This window comes from Actinoplanes sp. NBRC 103695, assembly GCF_030269485.1.
Lineage (GTDB): Bacteria > Actinomycetota > Actinomycetes > Mycobacteriales > Micromonosporaceae > Actinoplanes.
The window spans coordinates 297,671-324,049 of record NZ_BSTL01000002.1 but is presented as its reverse complement, the minus strand read 5'-3'; the positions used below and the strand labels follow the sequence as shown (position 1 = coordinate 324,049).

24 protein-coding genes are annotated in these 26,379 nt (G+C 72.1%); 13 read left to right on the top strand and 11 right to left on the bottom strand.

Going from position 1 to position 26,379, the window contains the following annotated elements; all coding sequences use genetic code 11:
* Nucleotides 1–193: 193 nt before the first annotated feature.
* Nucleotides 194–1,717, bottom strand: coding sequence for an anthranilate synthase component I (locus tag QSK31_RS03860; RefSeq protein WP_285680949.1), 1,524 nt, complete (start codon nucleotides 1,715–1,717; stop codon nucleotides 194–196).
* Between the two features lie 85 nt (nucleotides 1,718–1,802).
* On the bottom strand, nucleotides 1,803–2,180 hold the full coding sequence (gene hisI / locus QSK31_RS03855; protein ID WP_285680947.1) for a phosphoribosyl-AMP cyclohydrolase: 378 nt from the start codon (nucleotides 2,178–2,180) through the stop codon (nucleotides 1,803–1,805).
* A 171-nt stretch (nucleotides 2,181–2,351) separates the two neighbouring features.
* Here hisI and QSK31_RS03850 point away from each other — a divergent pair, with 171 nt between their 5' ends.
* From QSK31_RS03850 to QSK31_RS03835, 4 genes are all read left to right on the top strand, one after another.
* Entirely contained in the window at nucleotides 2,352–3,956 is a 1,605-nt protein-coding gene (locus QSK31_RS03850) for a hypothetical protein (protein ID WP_285680945.1), read from the top strand.
* 63 nt (nucleotides 3,957–4,019) lie between these two features.
* Nucleotides 4,020–4,721: an ABC transporter ATP-binding protein gene (locus tag QSK31_RS03845; RefSeq protein ID WP_285680943.1), complete on the top strand. Its 702-nt coding sequence runs from the start codon at nucleotides 4,020–4,022 to the stop codon at nucleotides 4,719–4,721.
* Nucleotides 4,718–5,428 (top strand): ABC transporter permease, encoded by a 711-nt coding sequence (locus tag QSK31_RS03840; protein WP_285680942.1) that lies wholly within the window; start codon nucleotides 4,718–4,720, stop codon nucleotides 5,426–5,428. Before QSK31_RS03845 ends, QSK31_RS03840 begins: the two co-directional genes overlap by 4 nt.
* Nucleotides 5,429–6,019: a TetR/AcrR family transcriptional regulator gene (locus QSK31_RS03835; RefSeq protein WP_285680940.1), complete on the top strand. Its 591-nt coding sequence runs from the start codon at nucleotides 5,429–5,431 to the stop codon at nucleotides 6,017–6,019.
* On the opposite strand, the gene QSK31_RS03830 is transcribed toward QSK31_RS03835, so the two are convergent.
* The gene (locus QSK31_RS03830) at nucleotides 5,995–6,741 is read right to left on the bottom strand and encodes a DUF2470 domain-containing protein (protein WP_285680939.1); all 747 of its coding nucleotides are present in this window, start codon (nucleotides 6,739–6,741) and stop codon (nucleotides 5,995–5,997) included. The two genes, QSK31_RS03835 and QSK31_RS03830, sit on opposite strands and share 25 nt — an antisense overlap.
* Nucleotides 6,742–6,847: 106 nt before the next feature.
* Between QSK31_RS03830 and rpsD the strand changes: the two genes are divergently transcribed.
* Nucleotides 6,848–7,456 (top strand): 30S ribosomal protein S4, encoded by a 609-nt coding sequence (gene rpsD / locus QSK31_RS03825; RefSeq protein ID WP_285680938.1) that lies wholly within the window; start codon nucleotides 6,848–6,850, stop codon nucleotides 7,454–7,456.
* A gap of 46 nt (nucleotides 7,457–7,502) precedes the next feature.
* Here rpsD and QSK31_RS03820 read toward each other — a convergent pair whose 3' ends face one another.
* Nucleotides 7,503–9,284 carry an ABC transporter ATP-binding protein gene (locus QSK31_RS03820; RefSeq protein ID WP_285680936.1) on the bottom strand — a complete coding sequence of 594 codons (1,782 nt, stop codon included), beginning with the start codon at nucleotides 9,282–9,284 and terminating at the stop codon, nucleotides 7,503–7,505.
* A complete protein-coding gene (locus QSK31_RS03815) occupies nucleotides 9,281–11,086 on the bottom strand; it encodes an ABC transporter ATP-binding protein (protein ID WP_285680934.1) in 1,806 nt (601 codons plus the stop codon). Before QSK31_RS03815 ends, QSK31_RS03820 begins: the two co-directional genes overlap by 4 nt.
* Nucleotides 11,087–11,241: 155 nt before the next feature.
* Here QSK31_RS03815 and QSK31_RS03810 point away from each other — a divergent pair, with 155 nt between their 5' ends.
* Together QSK31_RS03810 and QSK31_RS03805 are read left to right on the top strand one after the other, a co-directional pair.
* A complete protein-coding gene (locus QSK31_RS03810; RefSeq protein WP_285680933.1) occupies nucleotides 11,242–11,874 on the top strand; it encodes a TIGR03085 family metal-binding protein in 633 nt (210 codons plus the stop codon).
* Between the two features lie 67 nt (nucleotides 11,875–11,941).
* Nucleotides 11,942–13,294 carry an APC family permease gene (locus QSK31_RS03805; RefSeq protein ID WP_285680931.1) on the top strand — a complete coding sequence of 451 codons (1,353 nt, stop codon included), beginning with the start codon at nucleotides 11,942–11,944 and terminating at the stop codon, nucleotides 13,292–13,294.
* On the opposite strand, the gene pdxR is transcribed toward QSK31_RS03805, so the two are convergent.
* Together pdxR and QSK31_RS03795 are read right to left on the bottom strand one after the other, a co-directional pair.
* Nucleotides 13,180–14,583: a MocR-like pyridoxine biosynthesis transcription factor PdxR gene (pdxR, locus tag QSK31_RS03800; protein WP_285680930.1), complete on the bottom strand. Its 1,404-nt coding sequence runs from the start codon at nucleotides 14,581–14,583 to the stop codon at nucleotides 13,180–13,182. The genes QSK31_RS03805 and pdxR overlap by 115 nt on opposite strands.
* An 11-nt stretch (nucleotides 14,584–14,594) precedes the next feature.
* Nucleotides 14,595–15,062: a hypothetical protein gene (locus tag QSK31_RS03795; RefSeq protein ID WP_285680929.1), complete on the bottom strand. Its 468-nt coding sequence runs from the start codon at nucleotides 15,060–15,062 to the stop codon at nucleotides 14,595–14,597.
* Nucleotides 15,063–15,164: 102 nt separating this feature from the next.
* On the opposite strand from QSK31_RS03795, the gene QSK31_RS03790 reads away from it, so the two are divergent.
* Nucleotides 15,165–15,851 (top strand): response regulator transcription factor, encoded by a 687-nt coding sequence (locus QSK31_RS03790; protein ID WP_285680927.1) that lies wholly within the window; start codon nucleotides 15,165–15,167, stop codon nucleotides 15,849–15,851.
* Complete coding sequence (locus QSK31_RS03785; RefSeq protein WP_285680926.1) at nucleotides 15,848–17,116, top strand: sensor histidine kinase; 1,269 nt, start codon at nucleotides 15,848–15,850, stop codon at nucleotides 17,114–17,116. The genes QSK31_RS03790 and QSK31_RS03785 overlap by 4 nt, the downstream gene beginning before the upstream one ends.
* A gap of 472 nt (nucleotides 17,117–17,588) precedes the next feature.
* Here the strand turns inward: QSK31_RS03785 and QSK31_RS03780 are convergent, their stop codons facing one another.
* Nucleotides 17,589–18,257 carry a PepSY domain-containing protein gene (locus QSK31_RS03780; protein ID WP_285680924.1) on the bottom strand — a complete coding sequence of 223 codons (669 nt, stop codon included), beginning with the start codon at nucleotides 18,255–18,257 and terminating at the stop codon, nucleotides 17,589–17,591.
* 294 nt (nucleotides 18,258–18,551) lie between these two features.
* Here QSK31_RS03780 and QSK31_RS03775 point away from each other — a divergent pair, with 294 nt between their 5' ends.
* Complete coding sequence (locus tag QSK31_RS03775) at nucleotides 18,552–20,375, top strand: AMP-dependent synthetase/ligase (protein ID WP_285680922.1); 1,824 nt, start codon at nucleotides 18,552–18,554, stop codon at nucleotides 20,373–20,375.
* Between the two features lie 450 nt (nucleotides 20,376–20,825).
* Here the strand turns inward: QSK31_RS03775 and yczR are convergent, their stop codons facing one another.
* Nucleotides 20,826–22,280: a MocR-like transcription factor YczR gene (gene yczR / locus QSK31_RS03770; protein WP_285680920.1), complete on the bottom strand. Its 1,455-nt coding sequence runs from the start codon at nucleotides 22,278–22,280 to the stop codon at nucleotides 20,826–20,828.
* Nucleotides 22,281–22,339: 59 nt separating this feature from the next.
* Between yczR and yczE the strand changes: the two genes are divergently transcribed.
* The 3 genes from yczE (at nucleotide 22,340) to QSK31_RS03755 (ending at nucleotide 24,848) form a co-directional block, all read left to right on the top strand.
* The gene (gene yczE, locus QSK31_RS03765) at nucleotides 22,340–22,975 is read left to right on the top strand and encodes a membrane protein YczE (protein WP_285680918.1); all 636 of its coding nucleotides are present in this window, start codon (nucleotides 22,340–22,342) and stop codon (nucleotides 22,973–22,975) included.
* Between the two features lie 103 nt (nucleotides 22,976–23,078).
* Nucleotides 23,079–23,513 (top strand): hypothetical protein, encoded by a 435-nt coding sequence (locus tag QSK31_RS03760; protein ID WP_285680917.1) that lies wholly within the window; start codon nucleotides 23,079–23,081, stop codon nucleotides 23,511–23,513.
* A 465-nt stretch (nucleotides 23,514–23,978) separates the two neighbouring features.
* Nucleotides 23,979–24,848 carry a hypothetical protein gene (locus QSK31_RS03755; RefSeq protein ID WP_285680916.1) on the top strand — a complete coding sequence of 290 codons (870 nt, stop codon included), beginning with the start codon at nucleotides 23,979–23,981 and terminating at the stop codon, nucleotides 24,846–24,848.
* 204 nt (nucleotides 24,849–25,052) lie between these two features.
* Here QSK31_RS03755 and hisF read toward each other — a convergent pair whose 3' ends face one another.
* Both hisF and QSK31_RS03745 read right to left on the bottom strand, forming a co-directional pair.
* Nucleotides 25,053–25,808 (bottom strand): imidazole glycerol phosphate synthase subunit HisF, encoded by a 756-nt coding sequence (hisF, locus tag QSK31_RS03750; protein WP_285680914.1) that lies wholly within the window; start codon nucleotides 25,806–25,808, stop codon nucleotides 25,053–25,055.
* The gene (locus QSK31_RS03745) at nucleotides 25,805–26,128 is read right to left on the bottom strand and encodes a Rid family hydrolase (protein ID WP_285680912.1); all 324 of its coding nucleotides are present in this window, start codon (nucleotides 26,126–26,128) and stop codon (nucleotides 25,805–25,807) included. The genes hisF and QSK31_RS03745 overlap by 4 nt, the downstream gene beginning before the upstream one ends.
* Nucleotides 26,129–26,379 lie beyond the last annotated feature (251 nt).

The following is a 26,379-nucleotide window of genomic DNA, read 5'->3' as shown; positions in this document are numbered from 1 at the left end:
AGGCTGCCCGGCAAGGAAGCAGCCGGCGAGGAAGCGGCCGGCCCGAGAGGACCAACCGGCGAATCAGCCGGCGCGGGCACGGGCTCGGCCTCATCAGAAGGACCAGCCCCGCCGGAAGGCTCGGTGGGAGGGACAGACGGGGTTGGCGTGGGAGGGACAGACGCGGGCGACGACGAGGGGGTCGCGGGGCCGGTCATCGGGCGGCGCGGAGGGTCTCAGCGGCGGCTATCGCGGCCAGGACCGCGGCTGCCTTGTTGCGGGTCTCCTGTTCCTCGGCCGCCGGGTCGGAGTCGGCGACGATGCCGGCGCCGGCGCCGACGTAGGCGATGCCGGCTCGCATCAACGCGGTGCGGATGGCGATGGCCATGTCCATGTCGCCGCCGAAGCCGAAGTAGCCGACCGTGCCGCCGTAGAGGCCTCGGCGGACCGGCTCCAGCTCGTCGATGATCTCCATCGCGCGGACCTTGGGCGCACCGGACAGCGTCCCGGCCGGGAACGTGGCGGCCAGGGCGTCGAAGGCCGTGCGGTCGTCGCGGAGCTCGCCGACGACCGTCGAGACGATGTGCATGACGTGGCTGTAACGCTCGATCCGGGCGAAGTCGGGGACCTCGACCGTGCCGGAGCGGCAGACCCGGCCGAGGTCGTTGCGGCCCAGGTCGACCAGCATGACGTGCTCGGCGCGTTCCTTCGGGTCGGCCAGCAGCTCGGCGGCCAGCGCGTTGTCCTGCTCGGGGGTGGCGCCGCGCCAGCGGGTGCCGGCGATCGGGTGCAGCAGGGCCCGGCGGACGCCGCCGGACTCGGCGCTGACCTTGAGGTGGGCCTCCGGCGAGGAGCCGACGATGTCGAAGTCGTCGAAGCGCAGCAGGTACATGTACGGGCTGGGGTTGGTGGCCCGCAGCACGCGGTAGACGTCCAGTGGGTCGGCGTCGGTGGCCCGCTCGAAGCGCTGCCCGACAACGATCTGGAAGCACTCGCCGGCCCGGATCGCCTCCTTGGCCTGCTCCACCGCTTTCTGGTAGTCGCCGGGCGCGGTGCGGCTGTGCACCTCGCCGGGCTGTCGCCGCTCCACCGTGGAGATCATCGGCGGGGTGGGCCGGGACAGCGCCGTGGTCATCGCGTCCAGCCGGCCGACCGCCTGGTGGTAGGCCGCCCGCCGGGCCCGGTCGTCGGCGTCGGCGGGAAGCACCGCGTTGGCGACCAGGACCGCCGAGCCGTCGAAGTGGTCGAGCACCACCAGGTCGGTGGCGAGCATCATGCCCAGCTCGGGCACCGGCACGTCGTCGACCGCGTTCGAGGGCAGCCGCTCGAACCGGCGGACCAGGTCGTAGCTCAGATAACCCACCATGCCGCCGGTCAGCGGGGGGAGACCGGTCACGGCCGGTTCGGCCGGTCCGGCCAGGGCCGCGACGGTCTCGCGCAGGGCGGTCACCGGGTCACCCGTCAGGGGTACGCCGTCCGGTGGAGCGCCGAGCCACTGCGCCTGCCCGACCTTCTCGGTCAGGGTCGCCGCGCTGCGCACCCCGACGAACGAGTACCGCGACCATGCGACGCCCTGCTCGGCCGACTCGAGCAGGAAGGTGCCGGGGCCACCGGCGAGCTTGATGTAGACGCCGATCGGCGTCTCGCCGTCCGCCAGCAGCCGCCGCGTGACCGGCACCACACGCCGGCGGGTGGCGACGAACTCGTCCTCGGTGGGCCGCACCGCCCCGCTGGTCATGCTGAGCCCACCTTTCGCATGATCTTCTGACCCTCGCCTGCGAGGGCGTCCGCAGCCGCCGGGCGGTGCCGCTCGGTGCAGGCGGTCATGCGCCCTCCCCGGGCACGGTCGCCGGCAGCTCGGTGAAGAAGCAGGTGTGCGACCCGGTGTGACAGGCCGCGCCGTCCTGCTCGACGGTGACCAGCAGCGCGTCGCCGTCGCAGTCCAGTGCGACCGCCTTGACGTGCTGGTAGTGCCCGGACGTGGCGCCCTTCACCCAGTACTCCTTACGGCTGCGGGACCAGTAGGTCGCCAGGCCGGTCGTCAGCGTGCGATGCAGCGCCTCGTCGTCCATCCAGGCCAGCATCAGCACGTCGCCGGTGCCGTGCTCGCGCACGATGGCGGCGACCAGCCCGTCGGCGTCGCGCCGGAGCCGGGCCGCGATGGAGGGATCGAGGTCTGTCGGAGAGTCGGGTGCTGCCACCCGCACATTGTTGCTCAGTCCACGAGGCTGCTCGCAGGGGCTGTGGACAACCCACGATCCGGTCACGGACGACGCGCCAGGGGTGTGCCGCGGGGACGGGGGCGGTACGGTCGTCCGGTGCGCCGCCCCTGTTGGGGTGCATTCTGCCTTCTCGACGGGAGTCTTTGACCGATGGAGCCGACGTCCAGCCCCGACCCCAACCGGCAGTCCCGTGGCCTGTCCCGCTTCTGGCCGGGGTCGCACGGGTCGGCGGCGCCGGGGCAGCGCGAGTCCGATGAGGACGGCGTGGACGATACGGTGATCGAGAACCCGCCGGGCTCGTTCCCGTCGCACTCGGGTTCGGCGCAGGCGGCCGCGGCGGCGCAACTGGCCGGCAACTCCGCGAAGGTTCAGCACGGCGAGCCGCAGATGGTGGCGCTGGGCTCACGCCGGGGCGACTTCGAGCAGGGCCCTCGGCAGTGGAACGGCAATCAGGGAGGATTTCCCCCGGTGGACGCGGACAGGGCACAGCAGAACGGTGAGACGCCCCGGCACGGTGGCGCTCCGGTCCCCAACGGGACCTCGTCGGGCGGGCAGGTGCCGATGCCTCAGCCGCCGCGGCCGGCGTTCGGCAGCCCGCCGCCGCCGTTCGGGCAGGTCAACGGCAATGGCGGCACGCCGTCGACGCCGTTCACCCCGGCGACCCCGTTCGCGCCGCAGCCGCCGGCTCCGCAGCCCCCAGCTTCCCAGCCTCCGGCCTCCCAGCCCGCGGCCTCCCAGCCCCTGGCCTCCCAGCCGCCGGGCTCCCAGCTGCCGGGCTCCCCGTCCTCGGCTCCCCCGGTCCAGCCTCCGGTGCAGCCCTCGACGCAGGCGCAGACGCCCCTGGCTCCGCAGCCTCCGACGCAGGTGCCACAGTCCCTGGCCCCGCAGCCGCCGATCCAGCCTCCGGCGCAACCGCCGATGACTCCCCCGGTGCAGTCGCCGATCCAGCCCTCGACCCAGCAGCGAGCGCCCCAGCAGCCTTCGACGGCCGCCCAGCCCCCGTCTGCCGTCCAGCCCCCGGCTCCTCCGGCGCGGCCGGCTCCCCTGCCGCCGCTGCCGCCCGTGGCAGGGCCCACGCCCTCGCCCACCACCGAGAACAAGACCGAAAAGCGTGAGAAGTCCGAATCGGACGAGGGTCATCTGGCGATCCCGCTCGGCTCGTCCCTGACCGGCGGCCGCCGACGGGCCGCCGACGAGGACGAGGACTTCGACGGGGAAATCGACGGGGACGATCAGCCGATGCACGAGATCGCGCACCAGAACGGCAGCAACGGCCGCCCGGCGACCGGCTGGGCGACCGTGCCCACGTCCGGCATCCCGTCCCTGGCGAAGCAGCCGGTCGCACCGGTCGCACCGCCCGCGCCGACGCCGGCCCAGCGCCGCTCGGCGAGCCTGGAGGACGCCGACTCACTGCCCCGCGCCGGTCGTCCGGCCGACGCCACGCCGACCTCGGGCGGTCCACTGCGCCCCGGCGACGTCACGCTGGGCCAGATCTCGTTCTGGGACGAGGAGGCGATCACCCACTTCCGCCAGCAGTGGCACGAGGTCAAGGGCGACTTCGTCGACGACCCGGTCAGCGCGCTGACCCGGGCGCACGACCTGCTCACCGAGGCGGTCAACGAGCTGACCGAGGCGCTGCTCGCCGAGCGCGACGAGCTCGACCCACTGGACGGCAAGACGACGCCGGACACCGAGAGCATGCGCATGGCGATGCGCGGCTACCGCGAGTTCCTGGACCGCATCCTGGCCCTCTAGCCAGCACCGCCTTAATTCATCTACCGTTGAGTTCAACGGCTGATGAATTCTGGAGGCGTGCCCATGGACACCGCCATCGAGGTCGAGGGGCTGGTGGTCGAGCGTGGCCGCCGGACCGTCCTGCACGGCATCGACTGCGCCATCCCGGCCGGCCGCGTCACCGGCCTGCTCGGCCCCAGCGGTAGCGGCAAGACCACGCTGATCAGGGCCATCGTCGGCGTACAAGTGGTCAAGGCCGGTACGGTCACCGTGCTGGGCCTGCCGGCCGGCGCCCCCGGGCTGCGCCGCCGGGTCGGCTACGTCACGCAGGCGCCCAGCGTCTACGCCGACCTCTCGGTGCGGGAGAACGCCCGCTACTTCGCCACCCTCTACGGACTGGGCGCCGCCGCGGCCGACCAGGCGATCCGCGACGTGGGGCTGGCCGGCGCCACGAACCAGCTGGTCGGCGACCTCTCCGGCGGTCAGCGCAGCCGCGCCTCGCTGGCCTGCGCGATGATCGGCGACCCGGGGCTGCTCGTACTGGACGAGCCGACCGTCGGCCAGGACCCGGTGCTGCGCGCCGAGCTGTGGGCCACATTCCACGACCTGGCCGCCCGCGGCACCACGCTGGTCGTCTCCAGCCACGTCATGGACGAGGCGAACCGCTGCGACCGGCTGATCCTGATCCGCGAGGGCCGCATCATCGCCGACGACACGCCCGACGCGATCAGACAGGGGTCCGACGACCTCGAAGAGGCGTTCCTGAAGCTGGTGCGGACATCATGATCATGCTTGCCACCGCCGCCCGCGTCCTCCGGCAGCTGCGGCACGACCGCCGGACCGTCGCGCTCCTGCTCGTAGTGCCGTCGCTGCTGCTCACGCTGCTCTACTTCATGTACGACGGGAGCCCGGCCTTCGACCGGATCGCACTGACCATGCTGGGCGTCTTCCCGTTCGTGATCATGTTCCTGGTGACCAGCATCGCGATGCTGCGCGAACGCACCACCGGCACCCTGGAACGACTGCTCACCACGCCACTGGGCAAACTCGACCTGCTCTTCGGGTACGGGCTGGCATTCGGCCTGGCCGCCGCCGCGCAGGCCGCGGTCACGGTCGGCACGGCGTACGCAATCCTGGGTCTGGAGACCGCGGGAAACGCCGGGCTGGTCGTCCTGATCGCCGTGATCAACGCCGTGCTGGGTGTGGCCCTGGGCCTGTTCTGCAGCGCCTTCGCGCGCACCGAGTTCCAGGCCGTACAGTTCCTTCCCGTGGTGGTCGTGCCGCAGCTGCTGCTGTGCGGGCTGTTCGTGCCGCGCGGGCAGATGTCCGGCTGGCTCCAGGCGATCAGCGACGTGCTGCCGTTGACCTACGCGGTGGACGCGCTGCTCCATGCGGGCACCACGACGATGTGGCGCGACCTCACGGTCGTGTCGGGTGCCGTGGTGCTGGCGCTGATCCTGGCGGCGGCGACCTTGAGGAGAAGGACACCGTAGGTGAGACGCAGCGGGCGGCGGCCGGGCAACCAGGACACCCGCGAGGCGATCCTGGCGGCGGCCCGCACGATCTTCGCCGAGCGCGGCTTCGACAAGACCTCGATCCGCGCGATCGCCACCGCGGCCGAGGTCGACCCGGCCCTGGTGCACCACTACTTCGGCACCAAGGACAAGCTCTTCCTGGCGAGCATGGACATGCCGCTGGACCCGGGCGAGCTGGTGCCCGAGGCGCTGGACGGCCCGCGCGAGGAGGCCGGCGAGCGGCTGGTCCGGCTGGTGCTCACGGTCTGGGACTCGCCGGCCGGCAAGGCGGCGGTCGCTCTGCTGCGCTCGGCCATGAGCAACGAGTGGACCGCGCGGCTGCTGCGCGAGTTCATCATCACGCAGGTGCTGCGCAAGGCGATCGCCGAGCTCGGCATGGAGGGCGACGACGCGCCGTTGCGGGCCGCGCTGGTCGCGACCCAGATCGGAGGCCTGGCGATGGTCCGCTACGTCCTCAAGGTCGAGCCGATCGCGTCCCAGGATCCAGAGACTCTGGTACGCGCCATCGCGCCGACCGTGCAGCGTTACCTCGTGGGCGAACTTTCATGACCGGCGCACCTGTGGCAGAGGACCGGATGGAGAAGGTGGGCCAGGTCGTGGCGGTCCTTGACGCGGCGCGGGAACGGTAGGCGGGCGAGGCGCTCGCCGACGCGGACGACGAAACCGTAGCGATCGAGGCGGACCAGCTCGGGATCGATGCCGGCCTTGGCGGCCTTGCCGAGGGACTGGCGGACGAAGTCGGCGATCTCGTCGACGTGGTGGTCGGCCAGGTCGGCGATCAGGTCGAACTCGATGGTGCGCAACGGGTCGGGGCTGGCCTCGGCGTACTCGTCGGGGTCGACGTCGACCAGCTTGCCGTTGCGTTCGTAGCGGACCTCGGCGACCTCCACCCGGTGCAGGACCTGGGAGTCGCCGACGTCGAGCAGGTCGGACGCCGGGTCGGCGTCGGCGTAGTCCAGCGTGGCCGCCCGGGCCTCGTCGCCGTCCAGCCGCCGCGCCCAGCCGGCCACCCAGACCCGGCCCAGGGACGGCGCGCCGGCCAGCGGCGGCACGTCGGCGATGTCCAGGACCAGCGCCGTGTCGTCGGTGCCCTGCTCGGGGCGCAGCGCGGCGGTGAGCACGCCGTCGGCCGGCGAGAGCAGCAGCAGGCGGCCCTGCGGGTCGGCGACGTGGCGCACCGGGAACGGTCCCTGACGGCGGGCGATGTGTGCGCTCGCGGGCAGGTGACCGGCCGCGAGTGTGCGTGCGACCTCGGCATGGGTGGGCTGCATGTGACGTTCCTCCGGGCACCGGTTAGGCTGACCTTAGTAAGGTGAGGCTAACCGTAGCAGCAGCGTTTTTCCAGCAGCCTCGAGCCGCGACACGAACGAGGAGACCGTGAACAATTCCCGACCCAAGGCCCGCATCTCGCGGGCACTCGGCATCCCACTGACCCGCAAGTGCGTGAAGTACTTCGAGCGGCGGCCGTTCCCGCCGGGGGTGCACGGGCGTGGTCGGCGTAAGACGTCGGACTACCAGGTCCGGCTGCTCGAGAAGCAGCGTCTGCGCCACCAGTACAACATCAGCGAGGCGCAGATGCGGCGGGCGTTCGACGACGCCCACCGGAGCGAGGGCAAGACCGGCGAGAACATGGTCGTGCTGCTGGAGCGCCGGCTGGACGCGACCGTCCTCCGCGCCGGCCTGGCGCGCAGCATCTACCAGGCGCGGCAGCAGGTGGCGCACGGCCACTTCACGGTCGACGGCAAGAAGGTCGACCGTCCGTCGTACCGGCTCAAGCCCGGCCAGATCGTCGAGGTGCGCGAGAGCAGCCGCGACAAGACGCCGTTCCAGGTCGCCGCGGCCGGCGCGCACGTCGACGGCCCGACCCCGCCCTACCTCTCCACGGTGCTGGAGGAGCTGCGCACCACCGTCATCCGCGAGCCGCTGCGCCCCGAGATCCCGGTGATCTGCGACGAGCAGCTGGTCGTGGAGTTCTACGCCCGGTGATCGCCTTGTAACCGGTGAGATAGGCCGCGGAGCGAAGCGAAGCCATTCAGCTCCGCGTCTGTTCAAGCCAGGACGCGTAGAGCTTGGCGTAGATCGATTCCGGGTCCTGGACGAGTTTCGCGTGCGGGCCGCGTTGCACGACGCGGCCCGCATCCACCACGATCACCTCGTCGGCCGCTTGCGCGGTGGAGAGCCGGTGCGCGATCGCCACGGTCGTCCGGCCCCGCGTCACCGCGTCCAGGGCACGCTGCAGCCGGACCTCCGTGGCCGGGTCGACCGCACTGGTGGCCTCGTCAAGAACCAGAAGATCAGGATCCGCCACGTACGCCCGGACGAGCGCGACCAGCTGACGCTCCCCCACGCTCAGCGCCTCGCCCCGCTCCCCGACCGGGGTGTCCACCCCGTGCGGCAGCCCCGCCACCCAGTCGGCCAGCCCCAGCTCGGTGAACGCCAGGTCCAGTTGATCGTCGCCGAGGTCCGGCCGGGCGAAGCGCACGTTTTCCGCCACCGTGGCATCGAAGAGGAACCCGTCCTGCGGGACCATCACCACCCGCGAGCGCAGCGAGTCGAACCGGACCGTGGTCAGCGGCACCCCGCCCAGCAGCACCGCGCCGGTCGTCGGGTCCATCAGCCGGGTGAGCAGTTTCGCGAACGTGGTCTTGCCGCTGCCGGTCTCGCCGACCACGGCCACCTTGGTGCGCGCCGGGATCTCCTGGTCCACATCGGCCAGCACGATCGGGCCACCGGGGTAGCGGTACGACACGTCGTCGAACCGCACCGACAGCGGACCCTCCGGCAGGGCCACGCCCCGCTCGGCGGGGTCGGCCACGTCCGGGTCGATGTCCAGCACGTCCAGTACCCGGCGCCAGCCGGCCACCGCGTTCTGCGCCTCGTTGAGGACCTCGGTGGCGATCTGCACCGGCTGGATGAAGAGCGTGACCAGGAACAGGAACGCGGTCAGCTGCCCCACCGTGATGTTGCCGCCGATGCCCAGCCAGACACCGACCGCCACCACCGCGGCCAGCGCCAGGCCGGCCGCCAGTTCGCCGGTGGAGAAGCTGGTGACGCTCGTCCGCAACGCCCGCTGCTGGGCACTTCGCAGGTCGCCGACGGCCGTGTCCAGCCGGCGCTCGGTACGGCCGGCCACCCCGTACGCGCGAATGACCGTGGCGCCGACGACGGCCTCGCCCACCGCGCCGAGCAGAACGCCGGTGCGCTCGCGCACCGTGCGGTAGACCGACGCGAGGCGCTTCTGGAAGAGCCGGATCACCACCGCGGCGGGCAGGAAGGCGGCGAACACCACCAGGGTGAGCTGCCAGGAGTAGACCAGCATGACGATCGTGGTGACCACCAGCTGGCCCGAGGTGACCAGCAGCATCACGCCGCCGGTCTGCAGGAACTGGGTGATCTGGTCGATGTCGCCGGTGACCCGGGAGGTCAGCGAGCCGCGTCGCTCGGACTGCTGGTGCAGCATCGACAGGTCGTGGATGTGCCGGAAGGTCCGTGAGCGCAGCGCGCCCAGGGCCGTCTCGGAGACCGTGAAGAGCCGGCGGGTCATCAGGTAGCCGCACGTCGTGGACAGCACCAGGGTGGCCAGCGTGATCAGCACGACGATCAGGATCACCCCGAGGTCGGGGCCGCCGGGGGCGCGGATGCCCCGGTCGATGCCCTGCTGCACGGCGATCGGCACGGCCACCCGGCCGGCCATCGACACGATGGCCAGGGCGAGCGTGCCGGCCAGGCCGGGACGCAGCTCGGGCGAGAGTCTCAGCCCCCGCTTGACGGTGGCGAGGGTGCCTTCCTCGGGGGTCAGGGTCGCGGTGGTCATGCGTTGACCTCGCGTTCTGCTTCGGCCCTCTCGTACGCGGTCACCAGGTCTCGGTAGGCGGGCACCGACGCCATCAGCTCGACGTGCGTGCCGGTCGCCACCACCCGGCCGTGTTCCAGGAAGACCACCTCGTCGGCCAGCGCGATCGTTGCCCTGCGGTAGGCGACGACCAGGATCGAGGCGCCGTCCTCAGCCCCGCCACCGCCCCTGACCGGACTGAAGTCAGAGCCCGACTTGTCGCGCAACGCTCCGAGGATCGCCGACTCGACGCGGGGGTCGACCGCGCTCGTGGCGTCGTCGAGGACCAGGAGCCGGGGATGACCGGCCAGCGCCCGGGCCAGCGTGAGCCGCTGCCGCTGGCCGCCGGAGAGCGAGGTGCCACGCTCGCCGACCGCGGTGTCCAGCCCGTCGGGCAGCTTGGCCACGAAGCCGTCGGCCTGGGCGAGCCGCAGCGCCCCCCACGCGTCCGCGTCGGTGAGAGTCTCGCGGTCCAGCGTGATGTTGCCGCGGACCGTGTCGTCGAAGACGAACGGGATCTGCGGCACCAGCGCGGTGGTCTCGGCCAGGGCCGCGGCGGAGAGATCGGGCAGCGCGATGCCCTCGACCGTGATGCGGCCGGCGGCCGGGTCGACCAGCCGGACCGCGAGCGACGCGATCGTGGACTTGCCGGAACCGGTCGCCCCGACCAGAGCGACCGTGCGCCCGGCCGGGACGGTGAAGCTGACCTCGTGCAACACGCGCGGGCCCTCGGCGTACGCGAAATCGACGTGATCGAAGACCACCCCCGCCGGACCCCTGCCGGGTGTCGAGGCCGAGCCGTAGGCGAGGTCGCCCTCCGCGTCGAGCACCGCCTGCACTCGTTCCCACCCGGCGACGCTGCGCGGCAGCTCGGCGATCACCCAGCCGATCGCCCGCACCGGGAAGGCCAGCACGGTGAACAGGAACGCGACGCTGACCAGCTCCGCCACGGACAGGTCGCCGGTTTTCAGGCGCCAGGCGCCGAGCAGCAGCACGGCCAGCGTGCCGACGCTGGGCAGCGCGTCCATGATCGGGTCGAAGAGTCCGCGCAACCGGCCCACCGCGATCAGCGCGTCGCGCAGGTCGGACACGTGCACGCCGAACCGCTGCGCCTCGGTCGCCTCGCGGCCCATCGTCTTGACCACCAGCGCGCCGTCGAAGCTCTCGTGCGCGACCGCGCTGACCCTGCCGCGCAGCTGCTGCGCCCGGATCTGCCGCGGCGACATCCGGCGGGAGTAGACGACGTTGAGCCCGAACAGCGCCGGGAAGAGCGTGACGCCGACCAGCGCGAGCACCCAGTCGGTCCAGAACAGCGAGGCCACGGCCGCGATGATCATCACGATCGTGCCGACCGCGAAGGGCAGCGGCGCGATCGGCACGAAGGCCGCCTCGACGTCGGAGTTGGCGTTGGAGAGCAGCGTGCCGGTGGCGTGCCGCTGGTGCCAGGACGGCGGCAGCGCCAGGTAACGCCGGGTCACCGCTCGGCGGTAGCGGGCCTGGAGCCGGAACTGCATGAACCCGGCGCCCAGGCGCCGCGCGAAGATCGTGCCGACCCGCAGGAGGCTGATCCCGATGAACACGGCGGCGATCAGGCCCAGCGTGGCGGCGGTCGCCCGGCGCTCGGCGAAGGCGGGAACCACGACGTGGCCGATCACGGCGCCCACCACGTACGAGTTGACGATCACCAGGAGCCCGAAGAAGCTGCTCCCGATCGCGCCCACCAGGAAGAGCCGTGGCTCCGTGCGGATCGCGCGGCCCAGCACCCGCAGTCCACGCCCCAGCACGTCACGACTAGCTCTGCCTGACACTCGTCCGGTCACCCCCGTTGATCAGGACTGCTCCTTACCGTCTCCATCCTGCCCAACCGGGGACCTGTGTTCACACCTAATAACTTGTGGCCGCCGACACACTCGTCAATGAGTGGCCATACGATCACGGGGTGACCGCATACGCCCGCCTCGAGCGCGCCCGCCTGGCCGACCTGCTGCTGGAGACCGGGCCGGACGCGCCCACGCTCTGCACCGGCTGGTCAACTCGTGATCTCGCCGCTCACCTGGTCGTCCGCGACCGCCGTCCGGACGCGAGCCTGGGCCTGATCGTGGCGCCGCTGGCCGGGCACGGCGAACACGTGCGCAAGCAGAAGGCGGCCGAGTCGTACGACAAGGTGGTCGCCGAGGTGCGCCGCCCGCCGTGGTGGAGCCCGGTCAGCAACCGGCTGGTGAACGAGTTGGCCAACCACGGCGAGTTCTTCATCCACCTCGAGGACGTCCGCCGGGGCGGCGAGACCTGGGAGCCGCGCGACCTCGACGAGGGCGAGCGGACGGCGCTGTGGCGGCTGGCCAAGTTCGGCGCCCGGATGACCCTGCGCAAGCTGAAGATCCCGGTGGTGCTGCGGGCGCCCGGCCTGGGCGAGGCGGCCCTCGGCGGCGACGGGCCGGCACAGGCCACGCTGACCGCCGAACCGGGAGAATTCGTGCTGTTCTTCTCCGGCCGCCAGCGGGCCACCCGGGTCGAGATCGAGGCGGCGCCCGAGATCGAGGCGAGGCTGCGGACGGCGTCCTCCGGCATCTGACATTGGCCCAACGAGATCGGGCTTGATTGGCCCGATCATGAAGCCAATTCGCTCCTAGGGTCGATCCATGAGCAAACTGACCGTCCCGCAGGGCACCGCGCTGTCGGCCGGCGCCGTCCTCGGCACCGGCGTCATCTCGATGCCCGCGCTCGCCGCCGACGTCGCCGGACCGGCCTCGCTGCTCGCCTGGGTCGCGCTGATCCTGCTGTCCGCGCCGCTGGCCTGGACGTTCGCCGCGCTGGGCGCGCGGCACCCGGACGGCGGCGGGGTCTCCACGTACGTCCGGCTGGCCTTCGGCCCGCGCGCCTCGGCCGCGGTCGGGTGGATCTTCTACTTCGCGGTTCCGCTGGGCGCCCCGGCCGCGGCGGCGTTCGCCGGTGGGTACGTCGCGGACGTCATCGGCGGCGGCCGGACAACCGTCCTCGGCACGTTCTTCCTGATGATGGCCGTGGTGTTCGTGATGAACTGGTTCGGCCTGCGGGTCTCCGGGCGAGCCCAGCTGATCCTCGCCGGCGTGCTGGCCATCCTGCTGGTGATCACGGTGGCCACCGCGCTGCCGCACGCCACGCTGGCGAACCTGCGTCCGTTCGCCCCGCACGGCTGGGCCGGGGTGGGCGCGGCGGCGGCCGTGCTGATCTGGGGCTTCGCCGGGTGGGAGGCGGTGTCGTCGCTGTCCGCCGACTACCGGAACCCGCGGCGGGACGTGCCCCGGGCCACGATGATCGCGGTGGCCGTGGTGGGGCTGCTCTACCTGGCGATCGCGGTGACCAGCGTGCTGGTGCTCGGACCGGCGCTCGGCTCGAGCTCGGCGCCGCTGGCCGACCTGCTGGCGATCGGGGTCGGCGGGCCGGTGCGGGCGCTGACCGCGGTGGTGGCGGTGCTGCTCACGATCGGTGCGATCAACGCGTACATGGCCGGCGCGTCGCGGCTCGGGGTGGCGCTGGCCCGCGACCGCGCCCTGCCCGCTCCCCTGACGGGCACGGTCCGGCGGTCACTGGCCGTGGTGATGCTCGGCGGCTGTGTGTCGGTGTTCCTGCCGTTCCCCCTGCACACGATGATGTTGCTGGTCACCGGATGCTTCACCCTGGTGTACGTGCTGGGCACGGCCGCCGCGGTCAAGCTCCTGCCGCGCGGGTGGTCGCGGGTGGTGGCCGGGTTCGCGTTCGTCGCGGTGCTCGGGCTGCTCTGGCTGAACGGCCTGCCCGCCCTGCTGAGCCTGGTCATCGCCGCGGCCGCGATCCTCTACCAGGGGATGCGGTCCCGCAGCGTCGCGTCTCAGCGGATCCGGTCCCGCAGCGTCGCGTCTCAGCGGATCCGGTCCCGCAGCGTCGCCGCGAAGACCTCCAGCCCCTCGTCGATCAGCGCCGGATCCATCGCGCCGAACCCGAACACGAAACCGGCCATCGGGGTCGCCGAGTAGCCGCCCAGATCGTCCAGGGCCACCCCGGCCCGGGCCGCCGCCGCGACCACGCCGGCCGAGTCGCCCTCCCGCAGCAGGGCGGTGACGTGCAGGCCGGCGGCGGACGGCACCACGTCCAGGGCCGGGATCCCGGACAGCCGCGCGACGATCGCCGCGTGCCGTGCCGCGTACGCCCGGGTCGCCCGCCGCACGTGCTTGGCGAGCTCGCCGTCGTCGATGAACCGGGCCAGCGCCGCCTGGACCGCGGCCTGCCCGAAACCGTCGGTCACCTGGCGGGCCGCCACGAGCGCCTCGCGCAACGACGGCGGCATCAGCACGAACCCGGTCCGCACGGTCGGCAGCATCGACTTGGAGAAGGTGCCGGCGTAGAGGACGCGGCCCGGGCCCAGCCCGTACAGCGGCTCCAAAGGTCTTGAACTGAAACGGAACTCGGAGTCGTAGTCGTCCTCCACGATCGCCGCCGGCCGCCGCCGTGCCCAGTCGAGCAACGCGTGCCGGCGGGCCAGGCTCATCGGCCGGCCCAGCGGGAACTGGTGCGACGGCGTGGCGTAGACCAGGCGCGCGTTGCCCGGCAACTCGTCCACCACCAGGCCCTCGGCGTCCACCGGCACCCCGCAGACCCGCGCGCCCAGCGAGCCGAACAGCCGCCGCGCCGGCGGATAGCCCGGCTCCTCCACGGCCACCACATCACCGGGCCGGAGCAGCACCCGGGCGATCAGGTCGAGCGCCTGCTGGGTGCCGTTGGTGACCAGCACGTCGTCCGGCGTCACCCGGATCGACCGGGCCACACCCAGATAGCGGGCGATCGCGGCGCGCAGGGCGGGATGGCCGGCCGGGTCCGCGTACGTGCCGGGGCTGTTGGCCCGCAGCCGCACCTCCGCAGCGACCAACCGCCGCCACGTGTCGAACGGGAACAGCTCGGCGTCCGGGATGCCGGTACGGAAGTCGTAGCGGGGTTTGGAGTCGGACGAGCTCACCGGCAGCGGCCGCAGATCCCAGCCGGCCCGCGGGCGCAACGGGTCGTCGACCACCCGGCGGGGTTTCGACCCGGTGCGCACCGGCGCCACGAACGTGCCCCGGCCCACCCGGGCGGTCAGATAGCCCTCGGCGACCAGCCGCTCGTACGCCGCCGCCACACTCCCCCGCGCCACACCCAGCTCGGCGGCGTACACCCGGCTGGCCGGCAGCCGATGCCCCGCGGGCAGCCGCCCGTCCTCGATCGCCGCCCGCAACGCCCGGTACACCGCGACGGACTTCTCCGCGCCGTCCAAGCTGATGACCAGATCCACCCGGCCATTGTTCAGTCGTCGCGGTTCTCGTGCTCGACCTCGACGTCCGGTGTGTCGCCGCCGCAGCGGACGTGCACCTTGACCCGGTCGTGGTTGTTGCTCTGGCCGCGGAACTCGCCCTCCGCGCTGTCGCCCCGCTGCGGCCCGCGGTCCCACTCGTGCACGTTGAAGCCCTGCGCCGGCGACATCGACACGATCTCGGGCGCCCCGTCGACACAATCGGCCACGACGGTCCCGCCGGGAGTCCTCTTCGTCTCGGTGTCCCGCTGTGACCTAGGCGACGGCTCGGGGGGCGCCGGCGTCGTCGACTCCTCCGGGGCGGCGGCGAGCCTGCGGGCCACCTCCGACTCGGCGAGCGGCCGACCCGCCGACCCGGTCAGCCCGTCCCCGATGACACTGACCGCGATGACACCCACCAGCACGGCCAGCACGGCCGCGGCCAGCCAGCCCGCGGCGATGATCAGTCGCTGTGTCGTCATGGAACCGACTATGCCCGGCCGGACGATAAGACTGTGCCCCGCCCGCCCTAAGACAAGGTAAAGAAGCGCGTCGGCCGAGGCGGCAGCCGATAGCGTGCAGCCGTGGCCCACCTGCTGCTCATCGAGGACGACGCTGCCATCCGTACCAATCTGCTCCGCTCCCTGCGCGACCGAGGCCATGCCGTCGCCTCCTCGAGCACCGCGATGGACGGTCTGCAGGCCGCCCTGGCGGAACGCCCCGACCTGGTGGTCCTCGACCTGGGCCTGCCCGACCTGGACGGCAAGGAACTGCTGCGCATGCTCCGCGCGGTCAGCACCGTCCCGGTGATCGTGGCGACGGCCCGCGACGACGAGGCGGAGATCGTGAAGGTGCTCGACGCGGGCGCCGACGACTACGTGGTGAAACCGTTCACGGCGGCGCAACTGGACGCCCGGGTCCGCGCGGTGCTGCGGCGCGGCCCGGCCGGCGAGCGCACGGAACCGGCCGTGATCACGGTCGGCGGCCTGCGCATCGACCCCGGCGCCCGCACCGCGAACCTGGACGGCACGGACCTCGATCTGACGCCACGAGAGTTCGACCTGCTGCACCACCTGGCGGCACGCGCGGGTCAGGTGGTCACGAAGCGGGAACTGCTCAGCGAGGTGTGGCAGGTGCCCTACGGCGGCGCGGACAAAACGGTCGACGTGCACCTGTCCTGGTTGCGCCGCAAGCTCGGCGAAACCGCGCAGGAGCAGCGTTACCTGCACACGGTGCGCGGCGTCGGGATCCGGCTGAGCGAGCCGTCGTGAGGTGGCGGCTGACCCTGTTGGTCGCCGCGACCACAGTCATCGTGCTGATCGCGTTCCTCGTACCCGCGGCCCTTCTCGTCAGGCAGGTCGCCGAGGATCGCGCCCTGAACCGGGCCACCGACATCATCCAGACGATCGTCCCGCTGATCGGCGTCAGCGACGCCAACCAGATCCGCAACGCGGTCGACAACCAGGGCCTGCCGGTGAGCGTCTTCCCGCCCGGCAACGCACCGGCCATCGGCGAACAGGTCCGGCCGAGCCAAGCCGTGCGGCTGGCGCAACGCACCAACAGTTCCCTGACCGTGGACACGGCCGCCGGCATCGAGGTGGTCGTGCCGGTCCTCGGCACGGAAGGCACCTCGGTGGTCCGCGCGGTGGTGCCCCGCGCCGAGCTGACCCGCGGCGTGACCCGGTCCTGGCTGGCGCTGGCCGCCCTGGGCGCGGCGCTGGTCCTGCTCGGCCTGCTGGTGGCGGACCGTCTCGCGCGTACCCTCGTCGCCCCCATCTCGGACCTCTCGGAGGTCTCCCACCGCCTGGCCCGCGCCGAACTGACGGCCCGCGCCGCCCCCGCCGGCCCACCGGAGGTCCGCGAGGTGGCCGGCGCCCTCAACCACCTGGCCGGCCGCATCCAGGACCTGCTTCGCGAGGAACGCGAGCAGGTCGCCGACCTCTCACACCGCCTGCGCACCCCCCTGACCGCGCTGCGCCTGGAGGCCGAGGCCCTGCGCGACCCCGACGAGTCGGCCCGCCTGTCCACCGCGGCCGACGACATCGAACGGGCGGTCACGGCGGTCATCCAGCAGGCCCGCCGCCGAGGAGCGGAACGCCCGCGCGAGGGCTGCGACGCGACCACGGTGGTCACCGAGCGCGTCGCCTTCTGGGCGGTGCTCGCGGAGGACACCGACCGCGAGGTCCACCGCGACCTGCCCGCCACCCCGCTCCTGGTATCGGTCCCCGCCGACGACCTGGCCGCGGCCCTCGACGCGCTGCTGGGCAACGTCTTCGCGCACACCCCCGACGGCACGGCGTTCGAGGTCTCCCTGCGGCCCCGACCCCACGGAGGCGCGATCCTGACGGTCACGGACGAGGGCCCCGGCTTTCCCGCGTCGCACACCGGGGTGATGCGGCGCGGCTCGTCGGGAGGCGGCTCGACCGGCCTCGGCATGGACATCGCCCGCCGCGCCGCCGAAGAGAGCGGCGGATCCCTGTCCCTCTCCACGGGCCCCTCCGGCGGAGCGGTGGTCCGCCTTGAACTGGCGGTATAGCTGTTCTGGTATGACGGGTTGACGCTGCGTGATGCTTACGCTCTCTGCATGGTTTCTCTCCTTTAGAAGTACGCGCACACCACAGTCCCGCCATCTCACGGATCCAGGCGTTCCGTCCAGGCCGATGCCGCGTTCCGGCCCGGCCGGTCCCCCCGGCCGGGCATCCGCCGCACTCCCCCATCCGCCTGCGCCCTCCGCCACCCCGCGCTCCGCCGCCCGGCACTCCCCCACCCGCCTGCACCCTCCGCCACCCCGCGCTCCGCCGCCCGGCACTCCCCCACCCGCCTGCACCCTCCGCCACCCCGCGCTCCGCCGCCCGGCACTCCACCGCACCGCACCGCCCCGCGGCCCCGCCCTCCGCTGACTCGCCGCGCCTTCCGCCGCCCGCGCGCCCGGCTGGTTCGGCACGCACGAAGGCGGCCCGGCCGACTGCCGTAGGCAGCCGGCCGAGCCGGAAAGGAATGGCACCGGGTCAGTCGTCGGAGCCGTGCCCACCGTGCCGGCCACCGTGGTCGTCGCCGCCCTTGTCGTCGCCGCCGTGGCGGCCGCTGTCGTCCGAACCACGACCGCGCCCGCTGTCTTCGCTCTTGTCCACGCGGTGCCGGATGACCGCGCCGGTAGCCTGGTCCACGTCGACGTCGTGCTCGACCCCGCCGACGATGACGTCGACGTCCCAGGCCGCCCTGCCGTGCTCGGTCTCCCGCTCGATGCTCTCCACCCAGCCGCCACCGGCCGCACGGAGGGCGATCGCCTTGGCCCGGTCGACGCTGATGCCGACGACCGACGTCGCGCGCCGGGAGGGGCCCGCGCCCGGCGAAGCCGAGGACGACGGACTCGCCGAGTCGTCCACGCCGCCGTTGCGGCTCGACGAGTCGTCCACCGTCGCGCTCGCGCCCGGGCTCGAACTCGTGCTAGCGCCCGGGCTCGAACTCGTGCTCGCGCTCGGGCTCGGGCTCGCCGAGGCGCTCGCGCTCTCCGTGGGCGACGGCTCCACGACGTCCCCGTTCGGCAGCATCGTCACCTCCCCCGAGGTGGCCTCCGGCGACGGGTCGTCGGCGCCTGCGGCGAGGGCGGCACCGCCCACGGCCAGAGCAGCGATGGCGCCGGCCGCGATCGCGGTGACCTTACGGACCTTGTTCATGTCAGTACCTCCGGTGCGATGCGTTGTTGATGGCACCACCGTCGCCGGAACGGCCCTATGGCCGCGCTGCGTGATCGCTAAGGCCGGGTTAAGCGCCGGATCGCCCTCGCGAACCGCCCGCTTCCCGGCACGTCTGTCTAGGCGGACGGCTCTCGGCCGACGCCTCTGGCTATGGATAGGATTGTCAGGCAGGTCACGTTGGGTGCGGTCGCTCTCTGGCTCTCGGACCGCCCCGCCCGTACCCTTCGGAAACACCGAATTCACGTTTGCGCTGCAACAGAAGGCGGAGCCCCGATGGCTATAGAAGTCCCCTACCGGTCGATCTCCGACATGTTCCTGCAGCGGGTCAGTGCGACACCGAATGCGAAGGCTTTTGCCACGCCCTCGGCCGACGACAGCGCGGTGAACTGGCTGACCTGGGCCCAGATCGGAGCACGGGTCAAGGCGATCGCGGCCGGCCTGCGGGAGCTCGGGGTCGGGCTGGAGGATCGGGTGGCCATCCTGTCCAGCACCCGGCTGGAGTGGGTTCTGGTCGACTTCGGCATCAACTGCGCCGGTGCGGCCGCCACCACGGTCTACCCCACCACCGAGCCGGAGGACGCGTCGTACATCGTGTCCGACTCGGGGTCGAAGGTCCTGGTGGCGGAGAACCCGCAGCAGGCGATGAAGATCTCCGGCGCCGACACGTCGGTCACCCACGTCGTGCTGATCGACGGTCTCGCGGACGCCGGCGCTCAGCCGCCGCAGATCACGCTGGCCGAGCTCGAGGAGCGTGGCAACGCCGCGCTGGCCCAGCAGCCGACGCTGATCCAGGACATCTGCGACACGATCGGCCCGGACAACGTCGCCACGCTCATCTACACCTCCGGCACGACCGGCCGGCCGAAGGGCGTCGAGCTGCTGCACGGCGGCTGGACCTGGGAGGGTGTCGCGCAGCAGGACCTGGGCCTGTTCGAGTCGACCGATCTCCAGTATCTCTGGCTCCCCCTGTCCCACTCGTTCGGCAAGACGCTGCTCTGCGGCATCGTGCACGTGGGCGTTCCGACCTACGTGGACGGCCGGGTCGACAAGCTCGTCGAGATGCTCGCGGTGGTACGCCCGACGCTGATGTGCGCGGCGCCGCGGATCTTCGAGAAGGTGTACAACCGCACGGTCACCACGGCGCTCGATGGCGGCGGCGCCAAGGCCAAGATCTTCGGCTGGGCGGTGGCCACCGGCAAGCAGAAGGTGGCGCTGGAGCAGGCCGGCAAGCCGGTGCCCGGTTTCCTCAAGGCCAAGTACTCGATCGCCGAGAAACTGGTCTTCTCCAAGATCCAGGAGCGGCTGGGCGGCCGGTTGCGGGTGCTGGTGTCCGGTTCCGCACCGCTGAGCCGGGACATCGCCGAGTTCTTCGCCGCCGCCAACCTGCCGATCATGGAGGGATACGGCCTCACCGAGAGCAGCGCGGCCAACTTCGTCAACCGGCTGGACAAGCTCAAGATCGGCACGGTCGGCCAGCCCCTCGGCGACCTCGAGTGCAAGATCGACGCCGACGGCGAGGTGCTGCTGCGCGGCGCTCCGGTGATGCGCGGCTATCACAACCTGCCCGCGGAGACCGCCGAGGCGTTCACCGAGGACGGCTTCTTCCGTACCGGTGACATCGGCGAGCTCGACGCCGACGGGTTCCTGACCATCACCGACCGCAAGAAGGACCTGGTCAAGACCTCCGGCGGCAAGTACATCGCCCCCAGCCACATCGAGGGCATGTTCAAGGCGGTCTGCCCGTACACCTCGCAGGCCGTGGTGGTGGGCCAGGCCCGCAACTTCGTGACCATGCTGATCAGCCTGGACGAGGACGCGCTCCAGGGCTGGACGGCGGGCGGTCCGCTGGAGGGTAAGCCGTACGCCGAGATCGTCGCGTCGGCCGAGGCCGAGAAGATGGTCGCCGGCTACATCGAGGAGCTCAACGGCAAGCTCAACCGCTGGGAGACGATCAAGAAGTTCGCCATCCTCCCCCGCGACCTGACCATCGAGGACGGCGAGATCACCCCGTCCATGAAGATCAAGCGCCGCGGCGTCGAGGCCAACTTCGCCGAGCAGATCGACAAGATGTACGCCGGTTCGCTCGCCCAGATCTGACCGGTCCTCGCGGCGCCCGCCCTGCCCAAGGCGGGCGCCGCGCTGTGTCACCGGCCGCGACGTCACAACCCGCGACGTCACAACCCGCGACGTCACGACCCGCTGTGTCATGCGCCAGCGCGACGGCGGTATCACCGCTGCGGTGCCCGCCGCCGCAGTGTCACCAGCCGCTGGAACCCGGCTGGAGCAGGCCGATGACGTTGCCGCGGTGGTCCACGACGCCGCTCTCGACCTGGAGCTCATCGAGTGACACATGCGAAGGAACCTCCCGGGTCGCCGAACTTCGTCGAGTCCGAAACCTAGGAGCTGCGGCACCCGCGCCGGTAGTGACAGGAAGTCATCGAGATCGCTGACATTTGTCACTACCGGCCGGCACCGCGAACGCGGCACCATGGGCGGCCTCGGAAGGGAGGCCGGATGGTCACGGGGATGCGGGAACGGGTCAGGGTGTCAGGCGATGACCGCCGGCGTGCGCCACGTCGGGCCGGTGACCTGGTCCAGGTCGTGGCGGACGGCGGCGATGCGGCGGACGGCCTCGACCAGGTCGTCGGCCGGGAGGGCGTAGGGCAGGCGCAGGAATCGCTCCAGGGTGCCGTCCATGCCGAAACGCGGTCCGGGCGCCAGCCGGACGCCGACGTCCTCGGCCGCGCGGGCCAGGGCGCTGGAGATCGGGCCGTCCAGCTCCGCCCACAGGCTCATGCCTCCGCGTGGCACTGTGAAACGCCACTCCGGCAACTGCTCGCGGAGCGCGGCGACCAGGGCGTCGCGGCGCTCGACGACCTGCCGCCGGCGGTCCGCCACGATCGTCTCGGCGTCGGCCAGCAGACGCACCGCCACCAGCTGTTCCAGTACGGGGCTGCCCATGTCCACGCCGACTCGGAGCGCGGCCAGCCGCTGCACCATCGGCGCGGCGGCGCGCACCCAGCCGATCCGCAGGCCACCCCAGTACGCCTTGCTCATCCCGCCGATCGACACCACCCGCGAGTGCCGGTCGAACACCGCCACCGGCGGTGGCATCTCATCACCGTCCAGCGCAAGGTCCACGAAGGACTCGTCCGCGACCAGCTCGACGCCGCCCGAGTGCGCCGCGGCGACGAGGCGTTCGCGCAGCTCGGCGGGCATCAGGTGACCGGTCGGGTTCTGGAACTCCGGGATCACATAGGCCAGGCGGGGGCGCGTCTGCCGCATCGCCTCCAGCAGCAGTTCTCCGTCCCACCCGGTGCCGGCGTCGAGCCCGTGCGTGCTGACCCGGGCTCGGCGAGCCGCGAGTGCGGCGAGCGCGTTGGGGTAGGTGGGCGACTCGACCAGCACATTTGCGCCGACCGGCAGCGAGAGCCGCAGCACCAGGTCGAGGGCTTGCTGGGTGCCGCTGGTGATCAGGATCTGTTCGGCCGTGGTGGGCACCCCTCGCCGGGTGTAACCGGCCGCGACGACATCCCGCAGGTCCAGCAGCCCGGTGGGGCGGTAACCGGCGCTGCCGAGATATCGGGGCAGGTCGTCGGCGGCGGCGCGCGCCGCGGTGATCAGTTCGACCGGGGCGGCACAGGCGGCCACGCCGAGGTCGATCATGTCCGGGTCGTCGGTGGCGGTCCACAGGCCGGAGGTGGCGATGCGGTGACCGGTGGGAAGGGTGGTCCAACTGCCCGCGCCGCGACGGCTGGTCAGGTGGCCGGTCTCGCGGAGCATCCGGTACGCGGCGGTGACCGTGGTGCGGCTGATGGCGAGTGCCTCGGCCAGTTCGCGCTCGGCGGGGAGCCGGACGCCCAGCGCCAGCCGGCCGTCGGAGAGCAACCCTCGGACGGCGCCGGCGAGGGCGGAGTAGTCGGGGCTCCGGTGGCGGCCCGGCAATGAGTGCCATTGCCCGAGCAGACGTGCCAATTGGCCACCCCGTACCACGCTGGTCACAGCCACCTCCGAGAAATTGGCACTTGGGAGCGAGCCAATTGGCATCCAGAGTTGCACTCATGAGCGTCCTGAGCAACCGACGAATGACCCGGCGGACCGTGCAGCTCCTCGTGGGTCTGATCCTCTACGGCGCCAGCATGGCGCTGATGGTGGAGTCGGGGCTCGGGCTGAATCCCTGGGACGTCCTGCATCAGGGCCTGTCGCGGACCTTCGGATTGAGCATCGGCACGGTGGTGATCATCATCGGCGCGGTGGTGCTGCTGCTGTGGATCCCGCTCCGGCAGAGGCCAGGCTTCGGAACGATCGCCAACATCTTCGTCATCGGGTTCGCCATCGACGCCGCTCTGTACGTGCTTCCGGCCGCGACCGGGCTGCCACTACGCATCGCGTTCCTCGCGGCCGGGGTGCTTCTCAATGGCGTGGCGACCGGGATGTACATCGGCAGCCGGCTCGGGCCGGGGCCACGGGACGGGCTGATGACCGGGCTGCACGATCGCCTCCCGCGGATCTCGCTTCGAGTGATCCGCACCTCGATCGAGTTGCTGGTGCTGGGGACGGGCTTCCTGCTCGGCGGCACGGTCGGCGTCGGCACGGTGGTGTACGCGCTGGCCATCGGGCCGCTGGCGCAGTTCTTCATCCCGCGGCTGACGGTGCGGGCGGCGGCCGGCGAGCAGGTTGGCGCGAGTCCTCAATAGACCGGGTGAAATGTCCGGAGCGGTACGAGACCCGGGACACAGGTTGGTGATCATCCAGACACATTCGCTTCCGGGCGAGGCGGACGCACGGCATCATGGCGACATGGGGGCAGGGGCAGCGGGCTGGCATTGGAACGACGCGTGGATCTTCGTGTCCGCGGTGATCGCCGAGCGGCTGGAACGCGACCGGGCTATGCACGCCGCCCTGCCGGTGGTGGGGGCCACGCTCGCCGATCTGCTCGCCGCGGCTGACTTCCTGCACCACAGCGTCCCGAGCCGCGCCGAGTTACAGGACGCGGTCCGCCGTCTGGCCGGTGCGGGCCTCATCAAGATTGACGATGATCTGGTCGAGGTCGCGCCCGCCGGCGAGCAGCTGTGGCGGACCCGGCCGTTCAGTGGCCTGTCATCGGCGGTGCTGACTCTTCAAGCCCAGCTGAATCGATCCAGCACGCCCGGCGAGCACGACTGGTCGCTCGATGAGTCGACCTACGCGGCAGCCGTCCGGGAGTATTCGCTCCGCCTCGCAGACGGCCGCTAGCCCGACCACCCACCCCCGCGCCGGTCGGCTCGAGTTTCGGGCCAGGATCGCAAGGCCGCCTTCACCGTGATCCGCGACATGACCACAGCCCAGCCGCGAGCATCGGGCGCCGGGGCCAGCGGGCATCGAGCGGCGAGCAGCAGGCAGCGAGCAGCAGGCGTCAGGCGGCGAGCAGCGAGCGGCGGGCGGCAGGCGGCGAGCAGCAGGCGTCAGGTGTCAGGCGGCGAGCAGCAGGCGTCAGGTGTCAGGCGGCGAGCAGCGAGCGGCGGGCGTCAGGCGGAGGGCGGCAGGCGGAGGGCGGCAGGCAGCAGGCGGCGGACGGAGGGCGGCGTCGCTGTGTCGGATTGTCGTGGGGCGGTGCCGCCTCGGGAGGAAATCGTCGGCTCTGTCGGATCGGCGACGCTATGGGTGGGCGGACGCTTCTAGGCTCTCTTGTGGACGCGTATGCGCCAGGGGAGGAAACGGATGTCGTTGCGTTCGCGGGTGCCTGCTGCTCTGACCGCCGCGGCTGCGGCTGTGCTGGTGGGGACGCCGGCGGCTGGGGCTGACAGTCGGGCCATCGAGATCACTGCGGTGGGGTTCAGCGTCGTGCACGTCGACGTCACTCAAGGGGACGCCGATGTGGTGCTGACCTGGACTGTCACCGATGTTGATCCGGCGGCTCTCGAGGTCAGCGGGTCCGTTGAGCTTCGGCAGTTCGCGGGGGCAACGGCGGTGGGGGCGACCACCTTCATCCCCTATGACGCGGTGCTGCTGGGGACGGCGCCGGGTGAGACGCCGCGGGCCACGTCCCGGGTGCTCCTTCCGGTGCCTCGGTACGGCGCCGTTCCGGAAGCAGTCTGGCGGGTCACGAAACTCACCGCGCATGACGGGAACGGGAACTTCCGGGCGCTCCGGGGCGCGGGGGTCGCCGAGTTCGGGGTGACGCAGCTGGTCGAGGCGGACGGGCCGGTCCTCGATCGGATCGCGCTGGCCCCGGGGCAGGACGCGCACGTCGTGGACGCCGGCGGCGGGGTGACGCTCGGCTACCGGGTCACGGCGACCGATCTGCAGGCGGGACTGTGGAAGGGGCGTCTGACCCTGGCCGGGCCGGACGGGCAGCGGATCGGTGCGGACTTCGCGATGGCCTCCGACGGTCGTCATCTGACCTGCGGCTTCGGGAGTCTGGCCAACAACATCTACGACCGGGTCGAGTGCGCCGCCCAGGTCGACATTCCGGCCGGTACCCCGACGGGCACCTGGGAACCCGTCCGGCTGACCCTCACCGACCAGGCCGGCAACACCCGCGTCGTGAACCACCCGTCCGGCCCGGCGATCACGGTAAGCCGCGACTGACCCCGGCCGACAGGGCACCAACAGAGCCGAGAAGCCGGAGCAGGCCGAGAAGGCAGAGCAGGCCGAGAAAGACGGTGGGTTGGTCGCCGGATAGGTGGACGCGCTGCTGGCTGCGGCGGAGCGGGGACGGGGTGCGGTCGCGGGCGGTGCTGACGGAACCGGGTCTGCGGGATCAAAACGACAGTTGCGAGAACAGCCGGAGCCTCAGCGGACCGGGCTCCCCGCCTCCCGCAGCGCGTCCTTGACCTCGCCGATCGACAGGTCTCCGAAGTGGAAGACGCTGGCCGCCAGCACCGCGTCCGCCCCGGCCTCCACGGCCGGCGGGAAATGGGCGACCTCGCCGGCGCCGCCGCTGGCGATCACCGGGATGTCGACCACCTCGCGCACCGCCCGGATCAGGGGCAGGTCGAAGCCGGCCTTGGTGCCGTCCGCGTCCATCGAGTTGAGCAGGATCTCGCCGGCGCCCAGGTCGGCGACCCGGCGGGCCCACTCGATGGCGTCGAGGCCGGCGCTCTTCCGGCCGCCGTGCGTGGTGACCTCCCACGTCCCGCCGGGGGTGCGGCGGACGTCGAGCGAGAGGACCAGCACCTGGTTGCCGAAGCGGGACGCGATCTCGCTGATCAGTTCGGGCCGGTGGATGGCCGCGGTGTTCACGCCCACCTTGTCCGCGCCCGCCCGCAGCAGCACGTCGACGTCCCGGACCGTGCGGACTCCCCCGCCGACCGTGAGCGGGATGAACACCGACTCGGCCGTGCGGCGCACCACGTCCAGCATGGTGCCGCGGTCGTCCGACGAGGCGGTCACATCCAGGAACGTGAGCTCGTCGGCGCCCGCGGCGTCGTACGCATAGGCAAGCTCGACCGGATCGCCCGCGTCTCGCAGGTCGACGAAGTTGACGCCCTTGACCACCCGGCCGGCGTCCACGTCCAGGCAGGGAATGACCCGCACCGCGACCGTCATGGGGTGACCACCGCTTCGACCTCCACCTCGACACGCATCGCCGGGTCGAGGAGCCCGACGACAATGACCATCGTGGCGACCGGCCGGACCTCGGCGAACAGCTCGCCGTGCACCCGTCCGACCTCGTCCGCGTCGTCCCGATCGACGATGTACATCCGCGTCCGCACCACGTCGGCCGGGGAACCGCCTGCCGACCGGACCGCGTCGACGGCGATTCCGAAGGCGAGCCGGGCCTGCTCGGCCGCGCTGGCGCCGGTGACCACGCCGTCGACCGTCGACGTGCAGCCCGCGGTGATGATGCGGTCGCCGGCGCGGATCACCCGGCGGTAACCGTAGACGTCCTCCCACGGCCCGGGAGCAGGACCGGAGGCCGACGCAGGGCCGGGGGTCGACGCAGGGCCGGGGGTCGACGCAGGGCCGGGGGTCGACGCAGGACCGGAGGCCGACGCAGGACCGGAGGCCGACGCAGGACCGGAGGCCGACGCAGGACCGGAGGCCGACGCAGGACCGGAGGCCGACGCAGGACCGGAGGCCGACGCAGGACCGGAGGCCGACGCAGGACCGGAGGCCG

Excerpts from the sequence above, each read along its gene's own strand:
- QSK31_RS03860 (WP_285680949.1), bottom strand. The coding sequence starts at position 1,717 with ATGACCAGCGGGGCGGTGCGGCCCACCGAGGACGAGTTCGTCGCCACC.
- QSK31_RS03850 (WP_285680945.1), top strand. The coding sequence starts at position 2,352 with ATGGAGCCGACGTCCAGCCCCGACCCCAACCGGCAGTCCCGTGGCCTG.
- QSK31_RS03845 (WP_285680943.1), top strand. The coding sequence starts at position 4,020 with ATGGACACCGCCATCGAGGTCGAGGGGCTGGTGGTCGAGCGTGGCCGC.
- QSK31_RS03840 (WP_285680942.1), top strand. The coding sequence starts at position 4,718 with ATGATCATGCTTGCCACCGCCGCCCGCGTCCTCCGGCAGCTGCGGCAC.
- QSK31_RS03830 (WP_285680939.1), bottom strand. The coding sequence starts at position 6,741 with ATGCAGCCCACCCATGCCGAGGTCGCACGCACACTCGCGGCCGGTCAC.
- QSK31_RS03820 (WP_285680936.1), bottom strand. The coding sequence starts at position 9,284 with ATGACCACCGCGACCCTGACCCCCGAGGAAGGCACCCTCGCCACCGTC.
- QSK31_RS03805 (WP_285680931.1), top strand. The coding sequence starts at position 11,942 with ATGAGCAAACTGACCGTCCCGCAGGGCACCGCGCTGTCGGCCGGCGCC.
- QSK31_RS03795 (WP_285680929.1), bottom strand. The coding sequence starts at position 15,062 with ATGACGACACAGCGACTGATCATCGCCGCGGGCTGGCTGGCCGCGGCC.
- QSK31_RS03780 (WP_285680924.1), bottom strand. The coding sequence starts at position 18,257 with ATGAACAAGGTCCGTAAGGTCACCGCGATCGCGGCCGGCGCCATCGCT.
- QSK31_RS03775 (WP_285680922.1), top strand. The coding sequence starts at position 18,552 with ATGGCTATAGAAGTCCCCTACCGGTCGATCTCCGACATGTTCCTGCAG.
- yczE (WP_285680918.1), top strand. The coding sequence starts at position 22,340 with ATGAGCGTCCTGAGCAACCGACGAATGACCCGGCGGACCGTGCAGCTC.
- QSK31_RS03760 (WP_285680917.1), top strand. The coding sequence starts at position 23,079 with ATGGGGGCAGGGGCAGCGGGCTGGCATTGGAACGACGCGTGGATCTTC.
- QSK31_RS03755 (WP_285680916.1), top strand. The coding sequence starts at position 23,979 with ATGTCGTTGCGTTCGCGGGTGCCTGCTGCTCTGACCGCCGCGGCTGCG.
- hisF (WP_285680914.1), bottom strand. The coding sequence starts at position 25,808 with ATGACGGTCGCGGTGCGGGTCATTCCCTGCCTGGACGTGGACGCCGGC.